The following is a 26,281-nucleotide window of genomic DNA, read 5'->3' on the forward strand; positions in this document are numbered from 1 at the left end:
AACCCTTTAAAAACAACAAGTTAAATGCACCACAAATTAGCAAGGCCAAAAATAATCTGGTTATTTTTGACCGAAGTCTCATTAATAAAATAGGTAATATTGAAAACAAAAAAACATAATTGCCGAATAACTTTAATTCATAAAATATTGAATCTGCATTTAAGTCAAATGATTAACGGAGCCTCGACGATGACTGAATTTTTTAAGAATATAAACAAAATTAAATATGAAGGGACCGAATCAACAAACCCTTTAGCATTTAAACACTATGATGCAGATAAAATGATCTTAGGTAAAAGCATGAAAGATCATTTGCGTTTCGCAGCATGTTACTGGCACAACTTCTGCTGGCCAGGCAGTGACGTATTTGGCGCAGGTACTTTTGACCGTCCTTGGGCAAACGGCGCAAATGACATGGAAATGGCGAAGGTTAAAGCTGACCATGCTTTCGATTTCTTCACAAAATTAGGCGTTCCTTACTACTGTTTCCACGATGTTGACGTTTCGCCAGAAGGTAACAACCTGAAAGAGTACATCAATAACTTCGCACAAATGGTTGATGTATTAGAGCAAAAACAAAATGAAACCGGAATGCAGCTACTTTGGGGTACTGCGAACGCTTTCTCTCACCCACGCTACATGGCAGGTGCAGGCAGCAACCCAGATCCAAAGGTGTTTGCTTATGCTGCAACACAAATTTTCAACGCAATGAACGCTACACAACGCTTAGGTGGTCAAAACTACGTATTGTGGGGCGGTCGTGAAGGTTATGAAACACTACTGAATACGGATTTACGTCAAGAGCGCAAACAACTTGGCCGTCTAATGCAGATGGTTGTTGAGCACAAACATAAAATTGGTTTCAAAGGCGCAATTTTGATTGAGCCAAAACCTCAAGAACCAACTAAGCATCAATATGACTATGACACTGCGACTGTTTACGGTTTCCTAAAACAGTTTGGTCTTGAAAACGAAATCAAAGTGAACATTGAAGCAAACCACGCCACTCTTGCAGGTCATAGCTTCCACCACGAAGTAGCAACTGCGACTTCATTAGGTCTGTTTGGTTCTATCGATGCTAACCGTGGCGACGCGCAATTAGGTTGGGACACTGACCAGTTCCCTAACAGCGTTGAAGAAAACACGCTTATCATGTACGAAATCTTGAAAGCTGGCGGTTTCACTACAGGTGGCTTTAACTTCGATGCTCGTCTACGCCGTCCATCTATCGATGCTGAAGATCTTTTCCACGGCCATATTGGTGGTATGGATACCATGGCACTTTCACTAAAACGCGCTGCAGACATGATTGAGAACGACGTACTGTCTAAATCTATTTCTCAACGTTACGCAGGCTGGAACGAAGAGCTAGGTAAGAAGATCCTTGCAGGCGATATGTCTTTAGAAGCAGTGGCTAAGTACGCTGTGGACAATAACATTTCCCCAGTTAAAGAATCTGGTAAACAAGAATTACTAGAAAATATTGTGAATGGTTTTATTTACAAATAATTATTTCTGAGTTCTGCAAAAGCCAACCTTATAATCTGAGGTTGGCTTTTTTATTTTGCCTTCAGCATATGTCAATCAATGCTTATCATTTTGGATTTTTACAATTTTTGTTTTTATAAACTTAGTTGCTTATATATAAAAAGTGTTGCTTATAAATAAGCAACACTTGATTATTTAACTTGTTTAGTTAACAACTAAAATAAATCTTTCACTTGTGTATAAAGCGCTTGGAATACCTTTCTCTTAGCCTGATACAATTCTTTTTTGCTTTCATCAGGCAAGTGAGTTTGTACTAATTCAGGCACAGGGCAAACATCTTGTACCGTTACGCCGACTTCAGTGCCCAACCTTGCCAACCTTGCTGCTCCTAATGCTGGGCCAACCTCACCACCTGAGCGATAAACCAGCTTCATACCAGAGATATCAGCAAGCATTTGTCGCCAGTAGCCGCTTTTGGCTCCGCCACCAATCAGGGAAATATCATTCGGCTCAGAGCTCACTGAATGCTGTGCATCTAGACCATCAGCCAAAGCGAAGCTCACGCCTTCTAATACCGCTAACGCTAAATCGGCTTTTGTTGTTGAATGGGTCATACCAAAAAACACGCCTTTGGCATTAGGGTCGTTATGAGGCGTTCTCTCACCGGAAAGGTAAGGTAAGAAAATCACTTTTGATTTTGGATCAGCGTGCTGTTCAACGTCTTTCAACATGGTGCCTACGTCTGCTTGCCCTGTAAGATTGGCAACCCAATCCAGACATGAAGCCGCACTAAGGATCACAGACATGGTATGCCAAGTCTTCGGTAACGCATGACAGAAGCTATGCAATGCAGATTCTGGATTCGCGATGAAACCGTCACTCACCGCAAAATAAACACCCGAAGTACCAAGAGATAACATTGCCTGCCCCGGTTCTGTGATACCAACACCTACTGCTCCTGCAGCGTTGTCTCCAGCACCAGCAACAATAGGCACACAGGACATTCCCCATAACTCAGCCAGTTCTTTCTTCAGTTGTCCGGTAACCTCTGTGCCCTCAAAGAGTTTAGGCATCTGCTCTCTGCCTAAGCCTGTCGCTTTGAGCAGCGCGTCACTCCAGTCACGCTTATCAACATCCAACCACATGGTTCCAGCGGAATCAGACATATCAGAAGCGTAATCGCCGGACAGTTTGAATCTTAGATAATCTTTAGGCAGTAGTACTTTATCAACCTTACTGAAAATGTCTGGTTCATGTTTTTGTACCCATTTCAGTTTAGGTGCAGTAAATCCTGGCATCATCAGGTTGCCGGTAATTTCACGACTGTTTGGAACAAGCTGTTCTAGCTCAATACATTCCTCAAAACATCGGCCGTCATTCCACAATATCGCGGGTCTTAACACCTTGCCATTCTGGTCAAGCAGTGTCGCGCCATGCATCTGTCCAGATAAACCGATGGCGCGAACCTGAGAAAGTGCAAACTCATCTTTTAACTCGCCAACAATGCTTTCTGTTGCCGTCCACCAGTCTTCTGGATTTTGCTCCGACCAGAGTTCATGCGGCCTCGAGACCGTTAGGGACTTTGTTTTTGATGCAACGATTTTGTCATTTTCATCCAGCAGAATTATTTTTACTCCGGACGTACCTAAATCGATCCCCATATACATGGTTAAACTCCTTCCAAAATTTGGATTTAATAAATAATTTGACCCATTTTAAATATTCATCCGGATTAGTAGTGCGAACAATTATGTTTTTTTGTACCTCCATTCTTCAATTTACTTATTGTGTTACAGATCACGTGAGCTAAGTGATTTCAAGTGTTAGTATTCTGGGTAAAAACCAAATAAATATAATATGAACAAACATTTTCGAATCACCCTGCTATTTAATGCCAATAAAGTATATGATCGCCAAGTTATAGAAGGTATTGGTGAATATTTACAAGCATCTCAATGTGCTTGGGATATATTTTTGGAAGAAGATTTCACCACTCATCTGGACAATTTAAAATATTGGAAAGGTGACGGCATTATTGCTGATTTTGACAACCCTAAAGTGGTTGAAAGCCTGAAAGATATCAACGTGCCGATAGTCGCTGTTGGCGGCTCATATACCAAAGAAGAAGACTACCCCAACGTCCCTTATGTGGCGACTGACAACTACGCTCTGGTTGAGCTTGCCTTTCAACATCTCAAACAAAAAGGTTTAGAGAATTTCGCCTTCTACGGTATTCCTTCCCATTCTTGGAAAAGATGGGGACACGAGAGAGAAACCGCGTTTAAAGACATTCTTGCAAAGGAAGGCTACAAAGGCTCCATATTCAGAGGTAATCAAACTTCTTCCGACACATGGCAATACGACATGAACCGTCTTGCCGACTGGATTCAAATGCTGCCAACGCCAACCGGCATTATTGCGGTAACAGACTCACGAGCGCGCCATATCCTTCAGGTATGTGAACATCTCAATATTATGGTGCCGGACAAGATCTCCGTTATCGGCATTGATAACGAGGAACTGGCAAGTTACCTGACTCGGGTTTCACTGAGCTCAGTCGGTCAAGGTTGTAAGGAAATGGGTTTCCGCGCTGCTAAAATCCTTCACAAGCGACTCACTGAACATTCCGGAGAAGCTTCTCCATCGCAAGCTAAAATTCCTCGCATACTCGTCCCTCCGACCAAAGTATTTGAGAGACAAAGTACCGATTTCCACGCATTGAAAGATTCTTATGTCATTCAAGCTATGCACTACATCAGGCACAACGCTTGTAAAGGCATTAAAGTCGATCAGGTACTCGCGGCTGTAGGCATATCCAGATCCAACTTGGAATCGAGATTTAAGGAAGAGTGTGGGCACTCTATCCATGAAGAGATACACAATTCCAAGTTGAAACGCGCCTGTAATCTGCTCAAAACTACCTCTTTGCCGATTAGTGAAATCGCGGAGTTATGCGGCTACCCATCGTTGCAGTACATGTATACCGTGTTTAAGAAAAACCTCGACCAAACACCAAAAGACTACCGAAACAACGCTTCGAATGAAGATTAACGGTTAAACGGCGAAGATGGTCTAAACCATCTTCGCCTTTTCCTAGCTTAAACAAACCAAGCTGAAGAGAAGTTTTCATAGAGCAGCTTGCTGGTCATGATAAGGGTAACCGAGATAAACACAGGTCTCACGAGACGATTACCATATGAAATGACGCATTTGCTGCCGATAACCGACCCTATGATTTGCCCGCCAGCCATAATTAAGCCAAGTTGATAATCAACACTGCCTAACCAGATAAACAGAATCAAAGAAATAACGTTGCCAATTAGGTTCAAAGGCTTTGTCGCCATCGTTGCTTGCTTAATGGTGTACCCAAGTAAACTGATGAACGCCAACATCCAGAACGAGCCCGTGCCCGGACCAAAGAAGCCGTTATAAAAACCAATCAGCAAACCACATACCACCATAAAATGCGTATTTGATAGCACAGGTTCTGTTGCTTCCGTTGCTTTGAGTTTTTTGGCAAAGATCGAATACAAGGTGATCGCAACCATCAGGACAGGCAGTAGTTTTTCCAACACTTGTTTGTCGATGACTCCAACAGCAAGGGTTCCAAGCACTGCGCCGAACGACGTAAAAATCAAACCTAAAACAATACCTTGAACTGGAAACTGTTTGTTTCTCATAAACATCACAGAGGTAGTCAGTTCGCCGATTACCGCTTGCAGTCGATTTGTGCCCAATACCGTCATCGGTGGTAATCCAACTAGCAGCAGACTTGGCACAGTGATCAGCCCTCCACCACCAGCAATAGCATCAACAACACCCGCAATAATTGAGATTAAAAATAAAAATACATAAACCCAGTCCGCCGTACTGAATTGAAACACGTTGTCCATATCTCCATCACCTAGTCATAAATTTGTATGCGTGACTATTTGTACCACTCGGATATATGTAGTTAAATTAACGATAACTTACTTAATCATTAAGGTTGAACTTAATGCTATCGTCACAAGATATTGAATTTTTTATCACTGTAGCAGGCAGTCGTTCATTGGCTGCCGCCGCGCGAAAACTGAATGTGACTCCTCCCAGCGTTTCACAGCGGCTGCAAAATATAGAACGAAAGCTTGGTGTTAAGTTGATAGACAGAAATGCTCGAATCACCTCATTGACGACCGAAGGCGAAGTGCTTGCCAGTAAAGGACAAGCGCTGTTACAAGATCTTGCATACTTAACTCAAGATCTTTCTGAAAAGAAACTCGCCATTTCAGGTGATTTAAAACTCGTGTCATCCCTCGGGTTTGGTGAAAAGCACATCGGTCCTTTAGCAGCAGAATTTCAACGGTTATACCCTTCTCTGCGTATTGAACTGAATCTGTCGGATATTCCAAAGTGGTCTGCACACAACAGCCCAGACATCATGTTCTACATAGGACACCTTCAGGACTCTGCGTTAAAAAGAATTGTATTGTCTAAAAACCGCCGATTACTGTTAGCCTCGCCAGCCTACCTAGAATCTGCGCCAGCACTTGAGCAACCAAAAGACTTAGAACAACATCGCTGTATCGCGTTACGAGAAAATGATGAAGATGCGACCATGTGGCGACTTACCCACACCACAACCAAGAATGAAACCAGCGTAAGAGTGGTTCCTGTTCTTTCAAGCAATGTCAGCCGTGTGACCAAAGATTGGTGTATTGATGGTCAGGGTATCATTCAACGTTCAGAATGGGATGTACAAGAAGAACTTAAAAGCGGGAAATTGGTTCGCGTACTTCCTGACTATCAACTGCAAGAAGCAGACATTGTAGCTCTTCTTTCTTCCGAACAGTTTCATCGTTCACAAAAGATAACCGCGTTTTTAGACTACGTAAAACAACGGCTACCTGAGCGTTTATCGACAAGATAGTAATTGATAACAAGCATGCCGTTAGCGATGTTCATACAAATTGTTTTCTAAACCGTAGAGCATCATGGTTCCTGTTAGTTGAAACCCAACGTCTTTTAGTAAGCGGTTTGAAGTATCGTTATCTGGGAAGGTCACTCCATAGACCTTTTCGATCTTGTTTGCTGGCAACTCTGCTTTCATCACTGCACTCGCTGCCTCTCTGGCGTAACCATTTGAGTGATATTGTGACAAAAACGCATAGCCGAGATCGGGAGAATCGAGCTCTGGCCTTTTCAAGATGCCACACATACCAATCGGGGTATGCGTTTCTTTCAACTCAACCATATTCAAGCCATAACCATTGACCTTGTAGCTCAGCATCGGACCATTGGATAAGTAGTGGATTGCATCTTTTTTCGTTCTGACTTTTTTGTCTCCAATACAGCGAATAAATGCCTCCTCGTTAAGCAGGCGAACAATGAACTCCGCATCTCTTAGTTCAAAATGTCTAATCACCAACCTAGCTGTTTCACATACGGTCTTCATTTATTCGCCTTATTGACTGCACTTACAAAAGTATTGGTTCGAATTGCATCAGCGATTGTGATTTATATTTTTGTAAACATCAAAAATAGATGATGTCGATTCGCGCACAATCAGATCGATTGGTGGTACTCGCACTTGGTGTTCTTCACCACTAAGCATCTTAAATATGGCCTCAGCACAAACACTACCCAATTCTTCAATGGGCTGACGCAGAGTTGTGAGTGCTGGCGTAAAGTAACTGGATGTTTGAAGATCGTCAAAACCGATGACAGAAACATCTTCAGGAACCTTTAAACCTCTGTCGTGCAGCGCTTTAATGGCTCCATAAGCGGTTTGATCGTTAGCAGCAAAAATGGCAGAAAAGTAGACTTTAGAATCGAGTAGCTCAATGGTTTTTTGATAGCCTTGCTCTGAACTAAAATCACCTTGTTTTATCAAGCGAGAGTTGACGGGTATTCCCCTATCTTTCAATGCTCTTCGATAGCCTTCATAACGTCTTTGTCCGTCTGGTTGAGTGCACAATCCTTTAATATGCGCAATATTGACATGCCCCTGCTGCAATAGGTGCAGAGTCGCTAAATATCCGCCAAGCACATTGTCAAACTCAATAGTCAGTATGTTGTTGGCTTTAATCTTATTGTATCCAACCGCGACTATCGGAGTGTGTAACGAATACTCGATAAGCTCTTCATCAGAGAGATCACCAGAAACAATAATTACACCATCGACATGACTTTTGAAAAAGTAGTCAAGCGCGTGTTTTTCTAGTCGACGCTTCCAATGGCCTGTTGCAATCACCAATGAGTAACCTCTGCTGCTCAGACAGGCTTCTAAATCCTTCAGAATGCCAATCATAAAAGGGCTGTCTGCATTTTGTAGCAGAACACCAATGGTCATCGAACGTCCTTTGATTGGACCTTTGGTTTTGTATGTGACCTTGTAACCACTCTTCTGTATCGCTTTCTCGATACTGTAACTTTTCTCATCTGATACATAAGTAGAACGATTCAAGTATCTTGAAACTGTGCTAGGAGATACCCCCGCCAACTTTGCAACGTCATAGATGGAGGCAGGCTTTTTACTCGTTATCATGTCCATAGTTCATATATCCATATAAGTCTTTGATTACATCTGCTGCGTAAAAACACAGACTACTGATATCCATTTAGCAATGCGTTTGGATTTGTATTTTGAGTGGCAAAATGAAGCAGTCAGAATAAGACCGATAACCGAGCTGGCTTACGCAGATTGGTTAAGTCATGACTACCCCAACTACAACTCTAGGAGAATAGAGCCGACCTCTGGCCGGCTTTGCATTGCTAATGTGATTATTCAGCCGTGACGTTACATACCATACGCCATGCTTCAGGCAGAACCTTAACGTCGCCGACAACGTGAACTCTTTGACGGAAATGTATCTGAGACGATGAAGAGCCGATCATCAGATCAAACTCACCCCCTTCAACAACACGTTGATGATGACGATTAGTAAGATTGAGCATATCAACAGGCAGTTTGAAGGTAACAGTTTTGCTTTCTCCTGCTTTAAGGAATACTTTTTTAAAGCCTTTTAACTCCTTAACCGGACGAACAACACTCGATACCACATCACGAACATAAAGCTGTACGACTTCAGCCCCATCAACACGACCTGTATTGGTTAATGTTAGCGATAGCTCAACGGTGTCTTCGAAACCGAGCTTATCTGAAACCACGTTAAACCCTGAGTATGCAAATTCGCTATAGCTCAAACCGTGACCGAAATTGAAGCTTGAACCAAAGTGATAGGCAATTGGCGTACCTGCACTCTTAAGCTTGTGATTGTAGAAATATGGTACCGCACCCACGTTTTTAGGAATCGAAATCGTCAGTTTTCCGCTTGGGTTGTTTTTGCCAGTGAAGGTATCAGCAATAGCATCAGCACCCGCTTGACCCGGAGCCCAACCCAACACAATTGCCGCCGCTTCATCTTCAGCGCGACCTAGATTGTATGGTCGCCCGCCGGTTACCAATACCACTACGGGTTTACCTGTATCCAAGACCGCATCAAGCATTTGCTGCTGTACACCCGGCAGCGCTAAGCTGTCGCAATCTGAACCTTCACCCACTGTGCCTGTCTGGAACAAACCGGCCAAGTCACCAACACAAACTACAGCGACATCACTCTCAGCTGCAGTTGCAACCGCCACTTCAATCTGACTAATATCTTTGCTGATAGGTGACTCTGCGGCCTGACCGATTGCCATATCAACGTCTCCAGGAAAAACCGGAGCATTGGCGTGTCGCTCAGTTAGAATGTCACAACCTTTGGCGTACATAACCGAATCAAAGCGTTGTTGAAAGGCTTCTAAAAGCGTCTTCGACACTTTGTCCGTGCTGTCTTCCTGACTCAGAATCAGGTGCACAGGGAAACTATAACCACCGAGTAGTGCAAGCTGATCGTCTGCGGTAGCGCCAATCAACGCCACTTTTTTATCCGTTTTCAGAGGTAGGGTTTGATCTTGATTCTTAAGCAGAACAATCGATTCACTCGCGACTTTGTAAGCAATCTCCTGACTCTTTTCATTGTGCAGAGGAGCTTGAGGAACGTCAGTATAAGGGTTCTCAAATAACCCCATTTCAAACTTTTTACTTAAAATACGAGCAACAATTTCATCAATCTTTTCCATTGAAATAAGACCGCGTTGCAGTGCTTCTGTCAGTTTCGTTGAGCATGCGTCATCGGGCAGTTCAACATCTAATCCTGCATTAAAGGAAAGCGCTGCTGCTCCCGCGCGATCTTCGGCAATTGAATGGTGCGAGCTTAACAAATCAATGCCGCCGTAATCCGCGACAATCAACCCATCAAAGCCCCATTTCTCACGCAAAATCTCAGTAAGTAAAAAATGCGAAGCGTGGCAAGGTTCGCCGTCAATGTCATGGTAAGCAGGCATGATAGAGCCAGCATTCGCCAGTTTTACAGCCATTTCAAATGGCAGTAAGAATGTATCATTGAGCTCTTTAAAACCCAGATTTACCGGCGCATGGTTACGCGCACCTTCACTTGCTGAATGCCCAACAAAGTGTTTAAGCGTTGCCAGCAAATCACGTTTTTCACCTTGTAATCCTTTCACATAGTGAGTTGCCATTATGCCAACAAGATAAGGATCTTCACCCAATGTTTCCTCTGTACGTCCCCAACGGACATCACGAGAAACATCCAATACTGGCGCAAGCCCCTGTTTGGTACCAATCATTCGCGCTTGTCTGCCAATGTCCTTTGCAGCTTCTTCGATCAGCTCAGGGTTCCAAGTATGACCATAATTTAATGATGAAGGATAAAGCGTTCCGCCTTTCGCCATCAGACCGACCAAACACTCCTCGTGTGCCATTGCAGGAATGCCAAGTCGTGTCTCTTCAACTAAATATTTTTGCAGCTGGTTTAGTGCTTTTACGCCATTGACCGCGTCAACTGTATGCGTTCCAAGTGGACGAGAAATCTGACCGAGGCCATATTTGAGCTTTTCTTTGACAATGCGCTCAACGTTTTCACTTGTCATTTCAAGCTCACGCTCTTTATGCTCGCCAGTCGGATCAAGTATCAACCATTGCGCACCCATTTGAGCCAGTTTTTCTTCAACCGTCATATGTGAAAGCAGGTCGCTCACACGTTCTGCTATCGAAAGTGATGGATTCTTGTAGTTCATATATTTTCCTAACCGATGCTGATGACTTTGATAGGATTAATATCTACCAAAATATTGCCTATTTCTTCCATGAGGAACTCAATTACCAAATAATGGAGACCGATTACCAAATATATTGTCGTGCCTTTATTTTTATCAGAGTAATAGTTAAATAAAGCTTTCCTGTTTTTTGAATATGGTCAAATTAACCATTTTTAATAAATACAATATAAATATTCGTAATAGTGATTTGACTAAATAACGTGATATGGAAAGCTAAGAAACTAAAGGAAGGAATTAAAAAATAGAAAAAAGCGGCAGAACACTCAACCGCTTTTGCTTAAGCAACGAAAGCTCTATGAACCTTGCTAGCTCAGTGAACCTTAGTTGTTTCTGTGACTTCAAATTCTAAAGTAATCAGATCTTCATCTTTTGACGAAGCACCGACCATTAAACTAAACGTGCCAGCTTCAACGACTTCTTCAAGTTCTGAATTCACCAGTGCTAAATCAGAGAAATTAACCTTAATAGTCACATCAACACTTTGCCCTGCCGGAATATCAACGCGTTCAAAACCACACAGCTGTTTAATTGGCGTGGTGACAGAAGAGAAATGATCATTAAAGTAAACTTGCACAATTTCAGTACCATCAATAACCGACTTATTTGTTACGGTGAGAGACACTTCAATATCGGTATTAGGTTCTATTACTACCTGTTTTAAATAAACATTACTGTATTCAAACTGGCTGTATGACTTACCTTCACCAAAACTAAACAACGGATGTTCCGGCATATCGATATAGCGCTCTTTATGACCAGTAGTATGTGAGTTCTGTGCATGCCAACCCTCATACTTGTTGTAGAAAACAGGTAACTGCCCTACATGATACGGGAAGGAGATGGTCAGTTTGCCCGATGGATTATGCTCACCGAGTATGACTCGTTTTATCGCCTCTCCACCCTTAGTGCCTGAGTTAAATCCACACAACAGGGCATTCGCATTCTCTGCAACCCAAGGGATTGTCATCGGCTTAGAGGCAACTAAGTTAACAATCAATGGTACGCCCGAAGCTTTGATCTGCTCTAGCATGGCTTGCTGTTTGCCAGTTAGATCCAGATTCGCTCTGTCATGGAACTCACCATTTTGCGCTAACGTATCCCCTACACAAGCAATGACCACATCGGCTTGAGTTAATGCGCGGGCTAACTCTTCGACCTGCTCAAATTCAGCGTCAATACAGTCCGCCCCTTTCACGTATTCAACCTTGAAACCATATTGCTTTGACGCCGCTTGGAACGCCTGTAACGTCGTCACTGCCTGCTCACGGTGAAAACTATCATTTGTAGCACCGGCCTGCATTGAACCAAATGACCAGTCACCTAGCTGCGCGATAACATCATCGGCATTGGGTCCGGTTACCAGTACGGTCAAATCTTTGGTTGGTTTCAACGGCAAAATGCCATCATTTTTGAGCATCACAATGCTCTTGAGGCTTGCTTCCATTGCCAGTTCTAAGTTCTGCGGATTGCCGAATATTTCTTGGCGATCTGGCGAATAGAATCGCATCTCATCGAACAGGCCTAACTCAAACTTTTTCGTCAGAATACGAGCAACGGCGTTGTTAACAATTTCAATGTCCACTTGCCCGTCTTTAACCAGCTTAACCGCCGCTTCATAGAACTCTGCTGTCGACATCATCATATCGTTACCCGCGACCAAAGCGCGATAACACGCATCCTCAATTGTCGGGCTCACTTTCTGCTTAGTGTGCAGCGATTTGACGTTATCCCAGTCAGTTACAATAAAGCCGTCTAATCCCCAATCCGTTTTCGCAACATCCGTCAGCAACCATTTGTCAGCGGTACACGGCAAACCGTCGTTGGAGTGATAGCCCGTCATAAGAGAAGCGACTTTTGATTTTTGAACCGCTTTGCGAAATGGAGGAAGGAAAATCGATTTAAGCTTACGACGAGACACATCAGCTTCATAAGAGTCTCGGCCACCCGTTGTTTCACCGTAAGCGACATAGTGTTTGGCACACGCGAGAATAGAATCTGGGCTGGCGAAAGTCTCACCTTGGTACCCTTTAACCGTCTCTGCTGCCATCTCGCCGATCAACCACGCATCTTCACCATAGGTTTCATTAACACGACCCCAGCGCGCATCTCGTCCAATACAAAGCACAGGTGAAAACGTCCAGTGAATACCCGTGGCGCGAACCTCTTTAGCGGCCACTTTTGCCATTTCTCTCATCAGTTCACGATCCCAGCTTGACGAAGCGGAAAGCTGAGTGGGGAACACGGTCGCATCGTTATCGAAACAGTGGCCGTGAATAGCATCAATACCAAAAATAAGTGGGATGCCAAGGCGGGTTTTCGCTGCACGCTCTTGCAAACGCATTGCAGCATCACCGGTACAATGAAGGTAACTGCCTATATGCCACTCTTCCAGTTTATCGGTGTTGCCTTCCACATTCGCTGGAAGTTGAGTCAACTGGCCGATTTTCTCTTCAATGGTCATACGGCTCAAGAGGTCAGATACGCGTTCGGCAACCGGAGCGTTTTTGTTCATGTAGGTTTCTGTCATTATTATTTTTCTCTGTTTTGAAAGAGCCGATCCTTACGCAATGGCTCTTTGGCTTCAGCAACAAATGATTGGGCTGGTTTAATCCGCTTACTGACTGATTGGTGGTTGATAAGAAAATTCACCTTTGGAGGCAGAAAGCAACGAACTATAAACGGCCTTGAACGCATTTTTCGCTTGATAGTTCTCATCAAACATCAATGCACGGCCATAACCAGTAAACCAACCTGGCACCCAGCTGTACTTATCGGTTACACCCCAAGTGGTGTACATATCAATCTCTGGATAATAAATAGCAAAATCCATCAAACGACCGAATATACGCGCCTGTGCATCAAGGGCGAAATGACTAGCATTGTCACGGATACGAACATCGATTTCAGTGAAGTGAATCTTAAGACCGAGATGTTTTAGACGATTAATGTTGCGCGCAAGATCTTGCTCACTAAGCGCATGTTCGCCCATCAAATGCAGTTGGAAACCAACACCGTGAATGGGCACGCCCTCTTCAACCATACTTTTGACTTTACGGTAGATGGCATTCGACTTGGCTCCCATCCCTTCGTTGTTATAGTCGTTATAAAACAGAATCGCCTCTGGGTCCGCTTCATGGGCAAACTTGAATGCAAGTTCCAGATAACGCTCACCAAGCACCTTGTACCAAAGGGTTTCGCGATATGACCCATTTTCATTAAAGCTTTCGTTCACCACATCCCAGTACTTCACTTTTCCTTTATAGTGACCAACCACTGTTTTGATGTGTTCCTCAAGTACTTTTTCCAGCTCTGGAGCGGTCCATTCTTTTTGTGTTAGCCAGTCAGGATTTTGAATGTGCCAAACCAGCGTATGACCTTTCACCTGCATGTTGTGCTGCTGAGCAAATGCCACCAATTCATCGCCTTTACTAAAATTAAAGCGATCTCGCTGGGGATGAATGTTCACCCATTTCATCTCATTTTCTGGGGTTAGCTGGTTAAACTGACTGGATAATGTGTTGGCAAATTCGGGCTCTTTAAGGTGACGCGTTTCTAATGCTGCACCAACATAAATGTTTGACTGTTTCGCTAGTGATTTAAGACTAATAACTGGGAGTTCAGAGGCTTGAACAGCGATTGGTGAAATGAACGAGCAAGTGGCAACAAGCAAGGTGGTAATAGTTTTTTTCATTCTATTTTCCTTGAGAAGTATCAAGTGGAATAAAAAGAGAGCTGCTTAAATCGGGGGTCGATCATGATACAAGCAGCTCTTGGAAATTAGCCCTTAACCGCGCCAGAAGTTAATCCGTCGATTAAACGACGCGAGGCAATAACAAATAGGAACAGCAATGGCAGAACAGCGATACTTGCGCCAATTGACACCGCACCCCATGGCACCTGACCGGTTCCTTGTAACGCACGAAGTGCTAAAGGAACGGTGAACATTTTCATATCGTTCATAACAACCAGTGGTCCCATAAAGTTGTTCCAGGTGCCGATGAAGGTAATCAGACCTAAGGTACCGAATGCTGGCAGAATCAAAGGCACGATAATGCGGTAGTAGATTTTGAACTCACGGCATCCGTCCATCCGCGCTGCTTCAACAAGCTCTTTCGGAATTGAGCTCGAAATAAACTGACGCATCATAAAGATACCCATCGCTCCACAAGCGGCAGGAACGATTAGCGCTTTAGGATCGTTCATCCAGCCTAGTTGCGACATAACCATTGCTGTCGGAATCATGCCCAGAAACGGTGGAATAAGCATGGTACCCATGATCATCACAAACAACGCATTCTTAAAACGAAACTCAAACATTGAGAACGCGTAGCCAGCAAGAGAACAAAACAGCAAGTTTAGCGCCGTAACCACGATGGCAATAAACAAGCTCAGCGCCAGGTTGTGCCAAAAGTAAGGCAGAAAATCTAACAGCGTGTTGAAGTTCGTCACCAAGTAATCACCAAAGGTAATCGGTGGCGGCACAGATAGAATGCCGGTGTTGGAATGCGACGAGAAAATAAACATAAAGTAAAACGGTGCTAGCATGATAATCGCACCGATAAACACGGTGATGTAAGCGATCAGCTTATCCTTTCCCATTGATTTCATTAGTCGTTTCTCCCACCTAATAGTTTGCTATTCAGCCATGTTAAACACGCGATGATCATAAATAGAATCCAAGAGATAGCGGACGCAGTACCAAAGTCACTTTCAACGAATGCCGTTATATACATGTGCATCGCCGCAGTTTTACCCGCTTGCTCTATACCACCAGTACCGCCTGTAATAATGAACGGTTCTTCAAACAGTTGAAGGTTACCAATGATGGTGAGCGTGACAGCGAAGAATGCCATTGGTTTCAGCATTGGAAGTGTGATGTGCCAGAACTGCTGGTAACGGTTTGCACCATCGATAGTTGCCGCTTCATAAAGATCTTTCGGGATAGTTTGTAACGCAGAAAGGTAAAGCACCGTATTCCAGCCAACAAATCGCCAGAAAACAACAAACGAGATCATATCTTTGGTATACGCAGGACGAGACCAGTCAACATTCTCAGTTGGGAAGAGCCATGCCAGAACTTTAATGTCCGCAATAGTGAAATTTCCCAGAGAGGTAAGAACCTGGTTAATCATGCCGTAGTCACGAGAGAACAACGTAGTGAACACAAGTGAGATCGCAACAGTTGAAGTAATGTACGGGACGAAGTAAATACCAATCACCGTATTTCTCATACGCGTAAAGCTAGTATGAATAAAGTATGCGAGCGGCAGTGCTACGGCATGCTGAGGAATACCGGATTTCAGCGCAATAATAAAGGTGTTGTAAATGGACGATTGGAACCATTCATCTTCAAGTGCGAAAACATAGTTCTCTACTCCGACCCATTCCATTGATGCCAATCCTGCAGCAGGCTCCCAATAATGGAAGGACAGGTATAAAGAGAACAGAAGTGGGAATAAACCGAATGCTCCGAAAATGATAAAGAAAGGGCTGACATAAAGATAAGGAGCGATCTTATTTCCTTTTCTTAGCCAGAAGTTTTTGCGTCTGGCGGCATTAAGGGGACGTGTCATTGTTGTCATAGGACTATTTCCAAAATTGCTACATGACAAGGGGCCACCGATGTGACCCCGGTACTAACGATTAATTAACGACGACGAGCACGACGTTTAATTTGTTTCTCTGCATCGGCCAGCACTTGGTCAATGTTTGCATCTTTCTCTAGCACTTTTTCTAGAGCATCATTCACCACCTGACGAGCAACCTCGTCGTAACGGTCAACGGTCAATGCTGGGATGTGTTTGGTTGTTTCACGCCAGTTCAGACGAGCTTTTTGTCCACCCAAGTAAGCGATCTCTTGGTTGAAGAAGTCGTCGTTATGAGTCGAAATAAGCACTGGGAACGCATTGATTTCTTTAAAGCCCGCTAGCTGAATTTCTTTGTCTGTCGCCATAAATTCGATGAACTTCCAGGCTTCTGCTTTGTGCTCTGCTTTTTTAGGAATGGCGTAGAATGAACCACCCCAGCTCGCCATAGCACCGTCTGGAAGTTGAGAAGTACGCCATAATCCTGTCGCATCTGGAGCAATCCAACCTTGTAGGTGACCACCTAGCCAAGCCCCCATCATTTGAACAGATACCGTTCCGCGACGTAGACTTTCCGTCCATTCGTTTGACCAAGCAGCCACTTTCGCGTCGATACCCGCATCACGCGCCTTCTTAGCTAAACGAAACGCTTCTTTAAAACGATCAGAGTTAACAAGTATATTTTGGTCTTTATCGAAGTAGATGCCTTCACCTTCTTTAAGGTTTGAACGAATAACAATATCTTTAATATCCACCGCATTTGCGATCAGGTAGTTACCCGTTTTCTCTTTGATCTTAATACCCGCCTTGATAAACGAGTCCCAATCTTTTAATAGCTCTTCTTCTGTAACACCAGCCGCATCTAAAATGTCTTTACGATAAAAGGTTGCACCCGGACCGATGTCTGCAGGAATTGCTGAAAGAACACCGTCAGAATTGGTTGCTTGCGCAACAGAGTAAGGTACCAATTTATCGGTAAATGCACCGGCACCATAAGGCGACATATCATCCAGACCGCCGCTCTCAATAAACTGACCCACATAGCTGTATTCGATACCCATAACATCTGGAAGGTTCGCGCCTGTTGCAAGTGCCGTTGTCATCGCATTGTGATGGTCGGCATACGCGAGCGTAACAACCTTGACCTTGATATCAGGGTATTTTTTCTCAAACATTGGCACCGCAATTTCTGCCACTTGGTTGAAATTGGGGAATGAAGCAACCGTAATCTCAGTAGGTGCAGCAAACACTGACACCGAAAACACGGAAGCTGCGATAGCAGAAGCAATGATGTTCTTTTTCATGATTTTTCCTTATTGGATTATGACCTTGTCGTTTTTATCAAACACATGAACCTTGTTTTTATCGAAATAGAGTTCAAATTTGTCGTGAATCTTGTCGTCGGTGTAAGGGACTTCCGCAATGATCCTCTTATTGCCAAATGAACATTCGATATGCTTCACCGCACCCATTAACTCAACCTGTCTCAGTTGAACGATAATAGAAGCAAGGTTTTCAGCCTCAATGTTTAGTGGAGTCAGATGGAAATCTTGAGCACGGATACCGACAGATAAAGGTTTAACGTCACCTACACGATCGATCGTTGATTGGAAAATAAATGGCTTAACCGCGTCTCCGAGGTTTTCCAATATGTTCATCTCAGGAGTACCGATGAACTTGGCAACAAATTTACTATTTGGATGGTTATAGATTTCTTTTGGCGAACCGATCTGTTCAATAACACCGTTGTTGAGAATCGCAATACGGTCCGCTAGAGTCATGGCTTCGATTTGGTCATGAGTGACATATACCACAGTGGTTTTTGTACGTTCGTGCAGCAGTTTGATCTCTGAACGCATCTGACCACGAAGCTTTGCGTCTAGGTTAGAGAGTGGTTCGTCAAATAAGAATACGTCTGGGCTTCGAACCATGGCTCGCCCCATCGCAACACGTTGACGTTGACCGCCTGAAAGTTCTTTAGGTTTGCGATACAACAGCGGTGTAAGCTCCAAAACCTCTGCGATTTCTTCAACCATGCGCTTACGTTTTACTTTATCGAAACCCAAGTTTTCGAGCGCGAAAGCCATGTTCTCTTCCACAGTCATATGTGGGTAAAGGGCATAACTCTGGAATACCATTGCGATATTGCGCTCAATCGGGTGAAGTTCATTGACGACTTCATTTTCAATGCAGATCTCGCCGTCTGTTATATCCTCTAGGCCAGCCAACATGCGCAGCGTTGTTGACTTGCCACAGCCTGATGGTCCCAATAAGACAATAAACTCACCATGTTGAATATTAAGATTGATACCTTTAACAACCTCTGTATCACCATAGTTCTTAATCAAGTTGCGAAATTGAACTGATGCCATGTCCCCACCAAAATATGTAATTAATAACTTTCTTAACAACATATTATTCAGGTCACCAATAGTCACAATTACCAATATTTGAGTTTGTAATTACGATATTTTCTATTTGTGATTAATGTCTTCAGTTAAGTTATTCTACGAAACTGTTTCATGGTTTTTTCTTAAAAATCATCAGCTATTTATGGCGTGCATCACATAAAAAAACCAAGTAATAATACTTGGTTTTTTTGAATTTTATTGCCCCCTAATTCGATGAGCTTTTTCGATACTCTAGCGGTGTATAACCAAAGCTTTTTCGGTAAAGTTGATTAAGGTAATTTTGTCCCAAGTAGCCACATTGCCTCGCTATACTGTCTACCGACATAGAGGTCTCCTTGAGTAGCTGTTTTGACTTATCTAAGCGTAGATTTGACAGGTACTGATGGACAGTCTCACCTTTCAGCTCAAGGAATTTATTGTCTAACGTTTTTCTAGAAACCTTACAATAATCAGATATTTGCATAACACGTATATTGCGACTGTAATGCTTATGAATATAGACCAAAGCGTTATTGACCACACTATCCGACTCAATCGCTGACTTAGCCGAACTGTCGACATAAAGCTGCTTGGCTTTGTAGATTAACCGTTTACATGTAGGTCGGGGATTTAGCAGAAGTTCAATACACTCTCTGCCTAATTGCTTAGGATTTAGATCTATCGAACTGATTGGAATTGGTGAAATATCTCGCTCCAACTCATCATAATCTGTACCAATTATCGATACTTTATCCGGGACTGGAATATTATTTTCTATACAGTAACGTATAAATTTTCTGGCGGAACGGTCTGTGGTGCAAAATACGCCAACTCTATTTTCTGAGGTTGTAATGGCCTCAATGGCATTAGAGTAATAACAACACCCTAATTTTAAAGCGAGTGATGAAAAGCTATTTTTTCTCTCCATAGCCCATGGCTGGTAATAATCGCTTAAATCAGAATAGACAGAAACATTGCGAATTCCATCATTGATAAAGTGACCTAATGCGATATCCGCAACATACTGGTTGTCATTGTAAATACACAATATTCCGTCTGGCGGGTTGGTCACTTCAGCATTAGAGAAAATGAGCTTCTTACCTGACAATTGAGAAATAAACTCCTCACAGCCACGCTTATCAAAATCAGCAATCACGTAGTGCCATTTTCTCGATAACAAATAGGTCGCATTTTCTATTGCATCTATATGAATATTGATATTCATATTTAATTCATCGAGCTTAGACTTTACTCCTTTCAATAGCTCTCGATCGTAGTGAATCATGGTATCGATAAGCAGTAATAACTCCATACGTACCTCTTGAATATAAGAAAGGTTGCCAAAGATTTTAAACCTTAGGCAACTTTTTCACTTAGATAATATGACCTGATTGGTTAAAGACATGGCATCGGTTTGGATCAAAAAATAAGTTCATTGACGTTTTTCCATCCAAATCAAAATCCGCTTCAACTTCTGCAATTAATTTCTGCTGTGCCATGGCTGCATTAATTTGTTGTGTACTACCAAGCAATTCGCTGTTCACTACAGAAACATTCAGAGCGATACTGCCTTCACTTTGGTTGGCATGAATATCCGTTGGACGAATGCCCAAAGTTACTCTTTCTCCATCCATAGCCTCGTCGAAAGACTTACCCAAATCGACTTTTTGATCACCCAATACAACATGCCAGCTATTCGAATCACGTTGCAACTTACCTTCCATCATGTTCATCGTAGGAGTTCCAATAAAACTCGCGACGAATTGACTCGCGGGTTTGTGGTAAACCTCGTAAGGTGTGCCAACCTGTTCAATTTCACCGTCGCGTAGAATAACCACTCGGTCTGCAAGTGTCATTGCTTCAACTTGATCATGGGTAACATACACAGTTGTTTTTGAGTACTTGTTATGCAAGCTCTTGATTTCTCGACGCATTGAATTTCGTAATTTGGCGTCTAAGTTTGATAACGGCTCATCAAACAAGAACACATTAGGTGTACGAACCATAGCTCGCCCCATAGCTACTCGCTGGCGCTGACCACCAGAAAGCGCTCTCGGTTTACGCTTTAGCAACGGAGTAAGCTGGAGCATTTCAGCAACGCGATTGACCTCTTTCTCAATCTCAGCCTTCTTTTTGCCTTCCATTTTTAATGAGAAGCCGATGTTTTCAGCAACGGTCATATGTGGGTAAAGAGCGTAGCTCTGGAATACCATCGCAATATTGCGTTCTTTTGGATTAAGGTCATTGACCACGACACCATCAATGAGAATCTCGCCAGAGCTGATATCCTCCAGACCAGATAGCATACGTAGAGTGGTCGATTTCCCGCAGCCCGAAGGGCCTAAAAACACAACAAATTCACCGCTCGCAATTTCCAAGTTAATATCCTTAACGATATGCGTATCGCCAGAATAAACCTTGTTCACATTCTTAAAGGTTACTGAAGACATTCTTAATCCCAATATGATTTCTAACATTAACAATCATTCTTGCCATGTTAAATTTTTTCGCCAATTACCTTTTTTCTTAATCGAGTTTTTATATTTCACGATTGAGTCTTGGATCACGCATAAAAAGTCAACTCGTTGATATATCGATTTGATAGATGACCAAAAACACCCAGTTATCCCAAGCTATTTAAATATGAAAAGAACGAATTAAACCTAAATAAATAATAAAACCGCTATTCTACGCAGTCATTTCATCTGTCTACTTTAGTAACTAAAGAATGGTTTTTTTAAATCAGCACTTAATGCTGTAAGGGTATAAGCCGTAAAAATAAGCGCGAAAATTTAGAATACTCATTTCAAAGCTACCGATTCATGACGAATGAGTACCAGCAAGGCTCAAACACACTGATGTGTAACTATCTTTGCACAAACATTCTTCGTGAGAGCTGTAGACTCACTTAAATGGATCAAATGGGTTTACATTGCCTTTCCTAGCCAATACTCTTCTGCAAAATCGTTTTTAGAGTAGATAGCCTACAACAATAGATTGGCTAAACTGTGAGTTATGAAATCAGAGAAGCAAAGACATTTAGCTTTAGATCGCCAAGCCAAACGAGAAGCCTTATGGGCAATACTTCTCGCTTTCGGTTATTTCGTCTGGTGGTACTGTAGCGCCTACATTTTTTCAGCTCCACAAGGTGAACAACAACTACCCCAACTTTACTGGGGCATGCCGTTATGGTTTCTGTTGTCCTGCGTTCTTGGGCCACTCATTTTCACCGCGCTCTGTGCACTAATGGTTAAATATCTTTATAAGGATGTTGACCTCAACAGCTATGGCGATGACCAACATGAATAGTCAGCTTATTATCCCTTTGTTCATTTATCTGATCGCCGTTTTTGCATTGGCTTTCCTGACTCAGCGTTATCAAAAGGCTGGAAATTTTCTAACAGAATACTTTGTTGGCAGTCGAAGCATGGGGGGATTTGTGCTCGCCATGACCCTTGCCGCAACCTATGCCAGTGCTAGCAGCTTTATCGGGGGGCCTGGAGCTGCGTATAAAATGGGGCTTGGTTGGGTACTGCTGGCTATGATTCAATTACCCGCCACTTGGCTTACTTTAGGCGTACTCGGAAAGAAATTCGCAATAGAAGCAAGACGCCACAACGCACTCACAATAAATGACATGCTTTATGCCCGCTATAAAAGTCGAAAAGTAGTGATTTTCTCTTCACTAGCGCTGCTTCTGGCTTTCTTTGGGACTATGGTGGTGCAATTTGTTGGCGGGGCTAGACTTCTGCAAACAGTTTTAGGGATTAGCTATCAGAATGGGCTGCTGATATTTGCATGTACAGTCGGAATATACACCACTATCGGTGGTTTCCGAGCCGTGGTTATGACTGACACCATTCAAGGGTTAATGATGGTTATTGGTACTGTCATTCTACTAGCTGGCGTCATTCACGCCGGAGGAAGTCTCGAAAGTCTGATCACACAGCTTCACACTATCGATCCTGCACTGGTCTCTCCATATGGGCCAAATCATTTCCTTAACCAACCATTTATTTTGAGCTTTTGGATTCTCGTCTGTTTTGGTGTTATCGGGCTGCCTCAAGCCGCCGTGCGATGCATGTCTTACAAAGACAGTGCTTCATTACACAAAGGTATGGTGATTAGCACAATCATGATTGCACTATTGATGTTTGGAACCCATCTGACCGGTGCTTTGGGACGAGCATTAGTGCCGGAGGTCGCCAGTCCTGACCAAATTATGCCAACGCTTATGATGACCGTTCTTCCTCCAATGCTTGCTGGCGTTTTCCTTGCTGGTCCTATGGCAGCCATTATGTCGACCATTGATTCACAGTTGATACAGGCTTCTTCAACGCTGCTTAAGGATCTCTATATCAACTACATCAATCCTCAAATCGTTAAAGAAAATAATGCCGACCACAAGCTAAGTCGAATTTCCTTGTGGACTACAGGCATCTTCGCCAGCTTAGTCTTTGTCGCAGCAACTAATCCGCCAGACATGATTATCTGGCTAAATCTGGTTGCTCTTGGTGGTTTACAAGCCGTTTTCTTATGGCCTTTGGTATTCGGACTATATTGGTCGAAAGCATCTGCATTTGGCGCGTTATCTTCGATGGTTATTGGGCTTGGCGTTTACATTAGTTTAATTATGGTCAAGCCGGATATGGCAGGCGTTCATCCCATCGTCCCTACAATGATTACAGGACTGTGTGCATTTGTCATTGGTAGTTTTGTTAAACCTCGAAAAGACGTAAAACAGTCGTCAATGCCAATCAATGAACAGAGCTAATTTGTTTTAAAGAATGGCTGTTTTAATGAATGTGAGAGATGGGAAAATTAAAACGGCAAAGCACGCAATAAAGCGCAGTTCTATGAATTTGTTTGGATGGTTAATCTGATAGTAGAGATTTGGAGCGCGTAGCGAGAATCGAACTCGCAGCTTTAGCTTGGAAGGCTAAGGTATTACCATTATACGATACGCGCGCATCGAAAGGACGCAGCTACTATGCCACAGAGTAGAAAAAATGAAACCGTTTTTTTATAAAAACCCGTTTATTTGCATAGTAAGTAAGCAATTGAAGTTAAAGCGGTTAGATTTGCATCTACATACATTTACTCAAAGTGCTTTAAGCGTAAAAAAGCCTCCCATTGGGAGGCTTAAATTAGATACTTGTAAGTTTAGATTTTTGAAGTCTGAACATAGTTAACCAGTTCTTCATTAGACACGGTTGTAATATATTCATCGTTCAAGTAAAACGCTACGCTGTCTTCCCCTTTCTCACCACGTAAAACTTTGTGAGAACCATCTAGATAAGAAATATCCATTTGCATGGTGTTTTCATCAATCTGTTGCATTGTTGCTGACTTAACGTCGCCATTGTATGAAAGTGGAACTTCAGTCATTGACGAATCTAGCTTGTCATTCACTTTCAAAATAGCATCTGCTGGTGTATCAACAACAGCTGGAGACTTACCAGAAAGTGGGTTAGTACCTGTCCAGAATTCTACTGCGTTGAAAATAAACAAATCAGCAAAAGAAGCGATAGCATAAACAGGCGAAAGTAGTAAGAACATACCTTCACGGCCGTAACGGTTATCCACGATTTCTAAGTTGAATTTGCCAACCAAACCTGTGGTTGCCATTTGACCCATACAGCCAGTTAAAGAACTCACGCCTAATGCTGTTACCACTGCTATTTTAATTGCTTTACTTTTCATCAAGATCACCACTGAGTTGGATAAAAATTAAGTGTAGTCAATCAATTGCTTATTAGGAAATGTCCGAGGGGAATATTGACAAAAACCTTACATAACTCAATGAATTTATTTTATATTTTCATTTTTGAGACTGTTCGTTTTATCTGTCCAGCTTGAAGAATTCATAACCTGAATACTTGAAGACCTCCAACACTCTACGAAATAATCATATGTGGTCTACAATTGTGGTGAGAAACGATCTCGTGTCATTCACCGTCAATTAGGAGGTGCTAAATGAACATTCGTGAAAGCATTGATGCACTTGAGCAACAAATTTATATCGCTTGCTCAGAAGGAGACTACGAAACGGTCAATATGCTTGAAGCGCAGTTAGAAAAATTGCGAGGAAAAGCCGAACACCCTTTCGATGAAGACCCCTACGCCTTGGAAGGCAGAGCTTTCCTCGATGACGACGACTGGAGTTAAAAAATGGGGGAGCTTATGCTCCCCCATATCAATATGTAAAAAATCAATACGTTTTAAAAAAACTTGATAGAACCTCTACCACCAATTTTTTCTTCTTTCTCAGGCTCCACTTCTACTGGTTTTGCCTTCGGCTTAGATTTCGTATTTGAATCAGACTTCTTATTCGCCTTGCTGTTAGCCTTGTTATTGGCCTTAGCTGGCGCAGGTTTTTTCTTTTCCTGTTTCTTATTCTTTGCTTTCTCGGCTTGTGGTTTTGTCGGCTTAGCTTTTACTTCTTCAACCACGTCTTCTGTTACAGGGGCATCACAAATAACCAAGTAAAACTCTTGGTTGAATTCGATTAGATCACCATCGTACAATTTCCGGCGCTTGCGAAGTTCAACTTCACCATTAACAGCGACATAACCTTCCGTAATCGCGTACTTTGCTTCACCACCGCCACTGACCACGTCAGCAATTTTTAGAACCTTATAAAGTTCAATGGGTTGATTATCGACTTCTACGCCAATAGCCTCTATCTCGATTTCTTCTTCATCATGGAAATCGGACTCAAATTCGTTCATTTCACATACCCATAAAATTTTTATGCAGTTTAGCGTTTTACGCTTTGTTTATAAACCGAAACTCATTTATAAAACTAAACTAAAAGTAAGCGTATAAAAAAGGACGAAGATTGATGCGCAAAGTTTGGGTAGCCATGTTAAGCGGATTGACATACATGCCTTGGTGTTATGGGGAAACAATCTCTGTTGAAATACTGACCGATGAGTCCTATCCACCTTATACCTATGCTGAAGATGGTGAAGCCGTTGGTATTTACCCTGATATCGTTCACGCCATAGATGAGAAACTGGTAGATTTCGATATCTCTATTCGTCCTGTGCCTTGGAAACGTGGACTGAAACTCATTGAATCAGGGCGTAGTTTTGCTTTAATGCCTCCTTATTTTCACCCAGAAAGTCGTAGCTTCATTTCCCCCTATTCTCACCCCATGCTCGATGAAGATGTTGTGATTTTTTGCAACAATGACGTTATTAAGCAAAGCAGCCGAAAAATCTGGCCTGAAGACTTTTATGGTCTAACGATTGGCATAAACTCAGGATTCAATATTGGTGGTCCTGAATTCTGGCAAGCATCAGACAATGGCAAACTCTCTATCTCAGAAGCAAAAGGAAATCAGCTCAATATTATTAAACTTAGAAGCCGCCGAATTGATTGCTATGTAAATGACTATATTTCTATTCTTTGGGAGACAAAACGCTTACTTGAAGAAGAAGTATTGGAAAAACCTCTGACCTTTAGCCTTGCCATGCATATTAATACCGAATCGGGATATATGGCTTATACCAATGTCCATGAAGAGAGATATCCATATAAAGAGAAATTTGTCAGAGAGTTTGATGCTGCTCTTATTGAGCTTCAAAACTCAGGAGAGATAGCGAATATTGTTCAATATTACATCGGAGAATAATTCCACCTACAAAACTC

Annotated in this window: 22 protein-coding genes and 1 tRNA gene; 7 read left to right on the forward strand and 16 right to left on the reverse strand. The window is 42.7% G+C overall.

Features of this window, described 5'->3' with window-relative positions:
* Positions 1-189: 189 nt before the first annotated feature.
* Positions 190-1,509 (forward strand): xylose isomerase, encoded by a 1,320-nt coding sequence (gene xylA / locus L3V23_RS16465; RefSeq protein WP_102954469.1) that lies wholly within the window; start codon positions 190-192, stop codon positions 1,507-1,509.
* Between the two features lie 194 nt (positions 1,510-1,703).
* Here xylA and xylB read toward each other — a convergent pair whose 3' ends face one another.
* Positions 1,704-3,155: a xylulokinase gene (xylB, locus tag L3V23_RS16470; protein ID WP_102966753.1), complete on the reverse strand. Its 1,452-nt coding sequence runs from the start codon at positions 3,153-3,155 to the stop codon at positions 1,704-1,706.
* 190 nt (positions 3,156-3,345) lie between these two features.
* Between xylB and L3V23_RS16475 the strand changes: the two genes are divergently transcribed.
* Entirely contained in the window at positions 3,346-4,539 is a 1,194-nt protein-coding gene (locus L3V23_RS16475) for a DNA-binding transcriptional regulator (protein ID WP_102954467.1), read from the forward strand.
* Positions 4,540-4,586: 47 nt separating this feature from the next.
* Here the strand turns inward: L3V23_RS16475 and L3V23_RS16480 are convergent, their stop codons facing one another.
* Positions 4,587-5,381 (reverse strand): TSUP family transporter, encoded by a 795-nt coding sequence (locus L3V23_RS16480; protein ID WP_102966752.1) that lies wholly within the window; start codon positions 5,379-5,381, stop codon positions 4,587-4,589.
* A 104-nt stretch (positions 5,382-5,485) separates the two neighbouring features.
* On the opposite strand from L3V23_RS16480, the gene L3V23_RS16485 reads away from it, so the two are divergent.
* Entirely contained in the window at positions 5,486-6,397 is a 912-nt protein-coding gene (locus L3V23_RS16485) for a LysR family transcriptional regulator (RefSeq protein ID WP_102966751.1), read from the forward strand.
* A 21-nt stretch (positions 6,398-6,418) separates the two neighbouring features.
* Here L3V23_RS16485 and L3V23_RS16490 read toward each other — a convergent pair whose 3' ends face one another.
* From L3V23_RS16490 to ugpC (L3V23_RS16540), 11 genes are all read right to left on the reverse strand, one after another.
* Positions 6,419-6,922, reverse strand: a complete 504-nt coding sequence (locus tag L3V23_RS16490) for a GNAT family N-acetyltransferase (RefSeq protein ID WP_102966750.1) — start codon at positions 6,920-6,922, stop codon at positions 6,419-6,421.
* 48 nt (positions 6,923-6,970) lie between these two features.
* Positions 6,971-8,014 carry a substrate-binding domain-containing protein gene (locus tag L3V23_RS16495; protein ID WP_102941447.1) on the reverse strand — a complete coding sequence of 348 codons (1,044 nt, stop codon included), beginning with the start codon at positions 8,012-8,014 and terminating at the stop codon, positions 6,971-6,973.
* Between the two features lie 236 nt (positions 8,015-8,250).
* Complete coding sequence (locus L3V23_RS16500) at positions 8,251-10,608, reverse strand: glycoside hydrolase family 3 N-terminal domain-containing protein (protein WP_102966749.1); 2,358 nt, start codon at positions 10,606-10,608, stop codon at positions 8,251-8,253.
* Positions 10,609-10,960: 352 nt separating this feature from the next.
* Positions 10,961-13,177, reverse strand: coding sequence for a glycoside hydrolase family 3 N-terminal domain-containing protein (locus tag L3V23_RS16505; RefSeq protein WP_102966748.1), 2,217 nt, complete (start codon positions 13,175-13,177; stop codon positions 10,961-10,963).
* Positions 13,178-13,264: 87 nt separating this feature from the next.
* A complete protein-coding gene (locus L3V23_RS16510; protein ID WP_102966747.1) occupies positions 13,265-14,341 on the reverse strand; it encodes an endo-1,4-beta-xylanase in 1,077 nt (358 codons plus the stop codon).
* An 86-nt stretch (positions 14,342-14,427) separates the two neighbouring features.
* A complete protein-coding gene (locus L3V23_RS16515) occupies positions 14,428-15,258 on the reverse strand; it encodes a carbohydrate ABC transporter permease (RefSeq protein ID WP_042483264.1) in 831 nt (276 codons plus the stop codon).
* Complete coding sequence (locus tag L3V23_RS16520; RefSeq protein ID WP_102941368.1) at positions 15,258-16,232, reverse strand: sugar ABC transporter permease; 975 nt, start codon at positions 16,230-16,232, stop codon at positions 15,258-15,260. Before L3V23_RS16520 ends, L3V23_RS16515 begins: the two co-directional genes overlap by 1 nt.
* A gap of 65 nt (positions 16,233-16,297) precedes the next feature.
* Positions 16,298-17,539 carry an extracellular solute-binding protein gene (locus tag L3V23_RS16525; protein WP_102954460.1) on the reverse strand — a complete coding sequence of 414 codons (1,242 nt, stop codon included), beginning with the start codon at positions 17,537-17,539 and terminating at the stop codon, positions 16,298-16,300.
* A 9-nt stretch (positions 17,540-17,548) separates the two neighbouring features.
* A complete protein-coding gene (gene ugpC, locus L3V23_RS16530) occupies positions 17,549-18,607 on the reverse strand; it encodes a sn-glycerol-3-phosphate ABC transporter ATP-binding protein UgpC (protein WP_102966746.1) in 1,059 nt (352 codons plus the stop codon).
* Positions 18,608-18,851: 244 nt separating this feature from the next.
* On the reverse strand, positions 18,852-19,937 hold the full coding sequence (locus tag L3V23_RS16535; RefSeq protein ID WP_102966745.1) for a helix-turn-helix domain-containing protein: 1,086 nt from the start codon (positions 19,935-19,937) through the stop codon (positions 18,852-18,854).
* A 61-nt stretch (positions 19,938-19,998) separates the two neighbouring features.
* Positions 19,999-21,075, reverse strand: a complete 1,077-nt coding sequence (gene ugpC, locus L3V23_RS16540; protein WP_102966744.1) for a sn-glycerol-3-phosphate ABC transporter ATP-binding protein UgpC — start codon at positions 21,073-21,075, stop codon at positions 19,999-20,001.
* Positions 21,076-21,640: 565 nt separating this feature from the next.
* Between ugpC (L3V23_RS16540) and L3V23_RS16545 the strand changes: the two genes are divergently transcribed.
* Positions 21,641-21,934 (forward strand): YhdT family protein, encoded by a 294-nt coding sequence (locus L3V23_RS16545; RefSeq protein WP_102966743.1) that lies wholly within the window; start codon positions 21,641-21,643, stop codon positions 21,932-21,934.
* The gene (panF, locus tag L3V23_RS16550; RefSeq protein ID WP_102966815.1) at positions 21,927-23,399 is read left to right on the forward strand and encodes a sodium/pantothenate symporter; all 1,473 of its coding nucleotides are present in this window, start codon (positions 21,927-21,929) and stop codon (positions 23,397-23,399) included. The genes L3V23_RS16545 and panF overlap by 8 nt, the downstream gene beginning before the upstream one ends.
* Before the next feature lie 120 nt (positions 23,400-23,519).
* On the opposite strand, the gene L3V23_RS16555 is transcribed toward panF, so the two are convergent.
* Both L3V23_RS16555 and L3V23_RS16560 read right to left on the reverse strand, forming a co-directional pair.
* Positions 23,520-23,593: transfer RNA gene (locus tag L3V23_RS16555), tRNA-Gly, on the reverse strand.
* Between the two features lie 195 nt (positions 23,594-23,788).
* Entirely contained in the window at positions 23,789-24,328 is a 540-nt protein-coding gene (locus L3V23_RS16560) for a DUF3332 domain-containing protein (RefSeq protein WP_102963681.1), read from the reverse strand.
* A gap of 273 nt (positions 24,329-24,601) precedes the next feature.
* Between L3V23_RS16560 and L3V23_RS16565 the strand changes: the two genes are divergently transcribed.
* On the forward strand, positions 24,602-24,793 hold the full coding sequence (locus tag L3V23_RS16565; protein ID WP_042483241.1) for a hypothetical protein: 192 nt from the start codon (positions 24,602-24,604) through the stop codon (positions 24,791-24,793).
* Positions 24,794-24,846: 53 nt separating this feature from the next.
* Here L3V23_RS16565 and L3V23_RS16570 read toward each other — a convergent pair whose 3' ends face one another.
* On the reverse strand, positions 24,847-25,356 hold the full coding sequence (locus tag L3V23_RS16570; RefSeq protein WP_102963682.1) for an RNA-binding S4 domain-containing protein: 510 nt from the start codon (positions 25,354-25,356) through the stop codon (positions 24,847-24,849).
* A gap of 155 nt (positions 25,357-25,511) precedes the next feature.
* Here L3V23_RS16570 and L3V23_RS16575 point away from each other — a divergent pair, with 155 nt between their 5' ends.
* Complete coding sequence (locus L3V23_RS16575) at positions 25,512-26,264, forward strand: transporter substrate-binding domain-containing protein (RefSeq protein ID WP_308410886.1); 753 nt, start codon at positions 25,512-25,514, stop codon at positions 26,262-26,264.
* The last annotated feature ends 17 nt before the right edge of the window (positions 26,265-26,281 follow it).

Source organism: Vibrio sp. A1-b2, from assembly GCF_021726015.1.
GTDB lineage: Bacteria > Pseudomonadota > Gammaproteobacteria > Enterobacterales > Vibrionaceae > Vibrio > Vibrio diazotrophicus.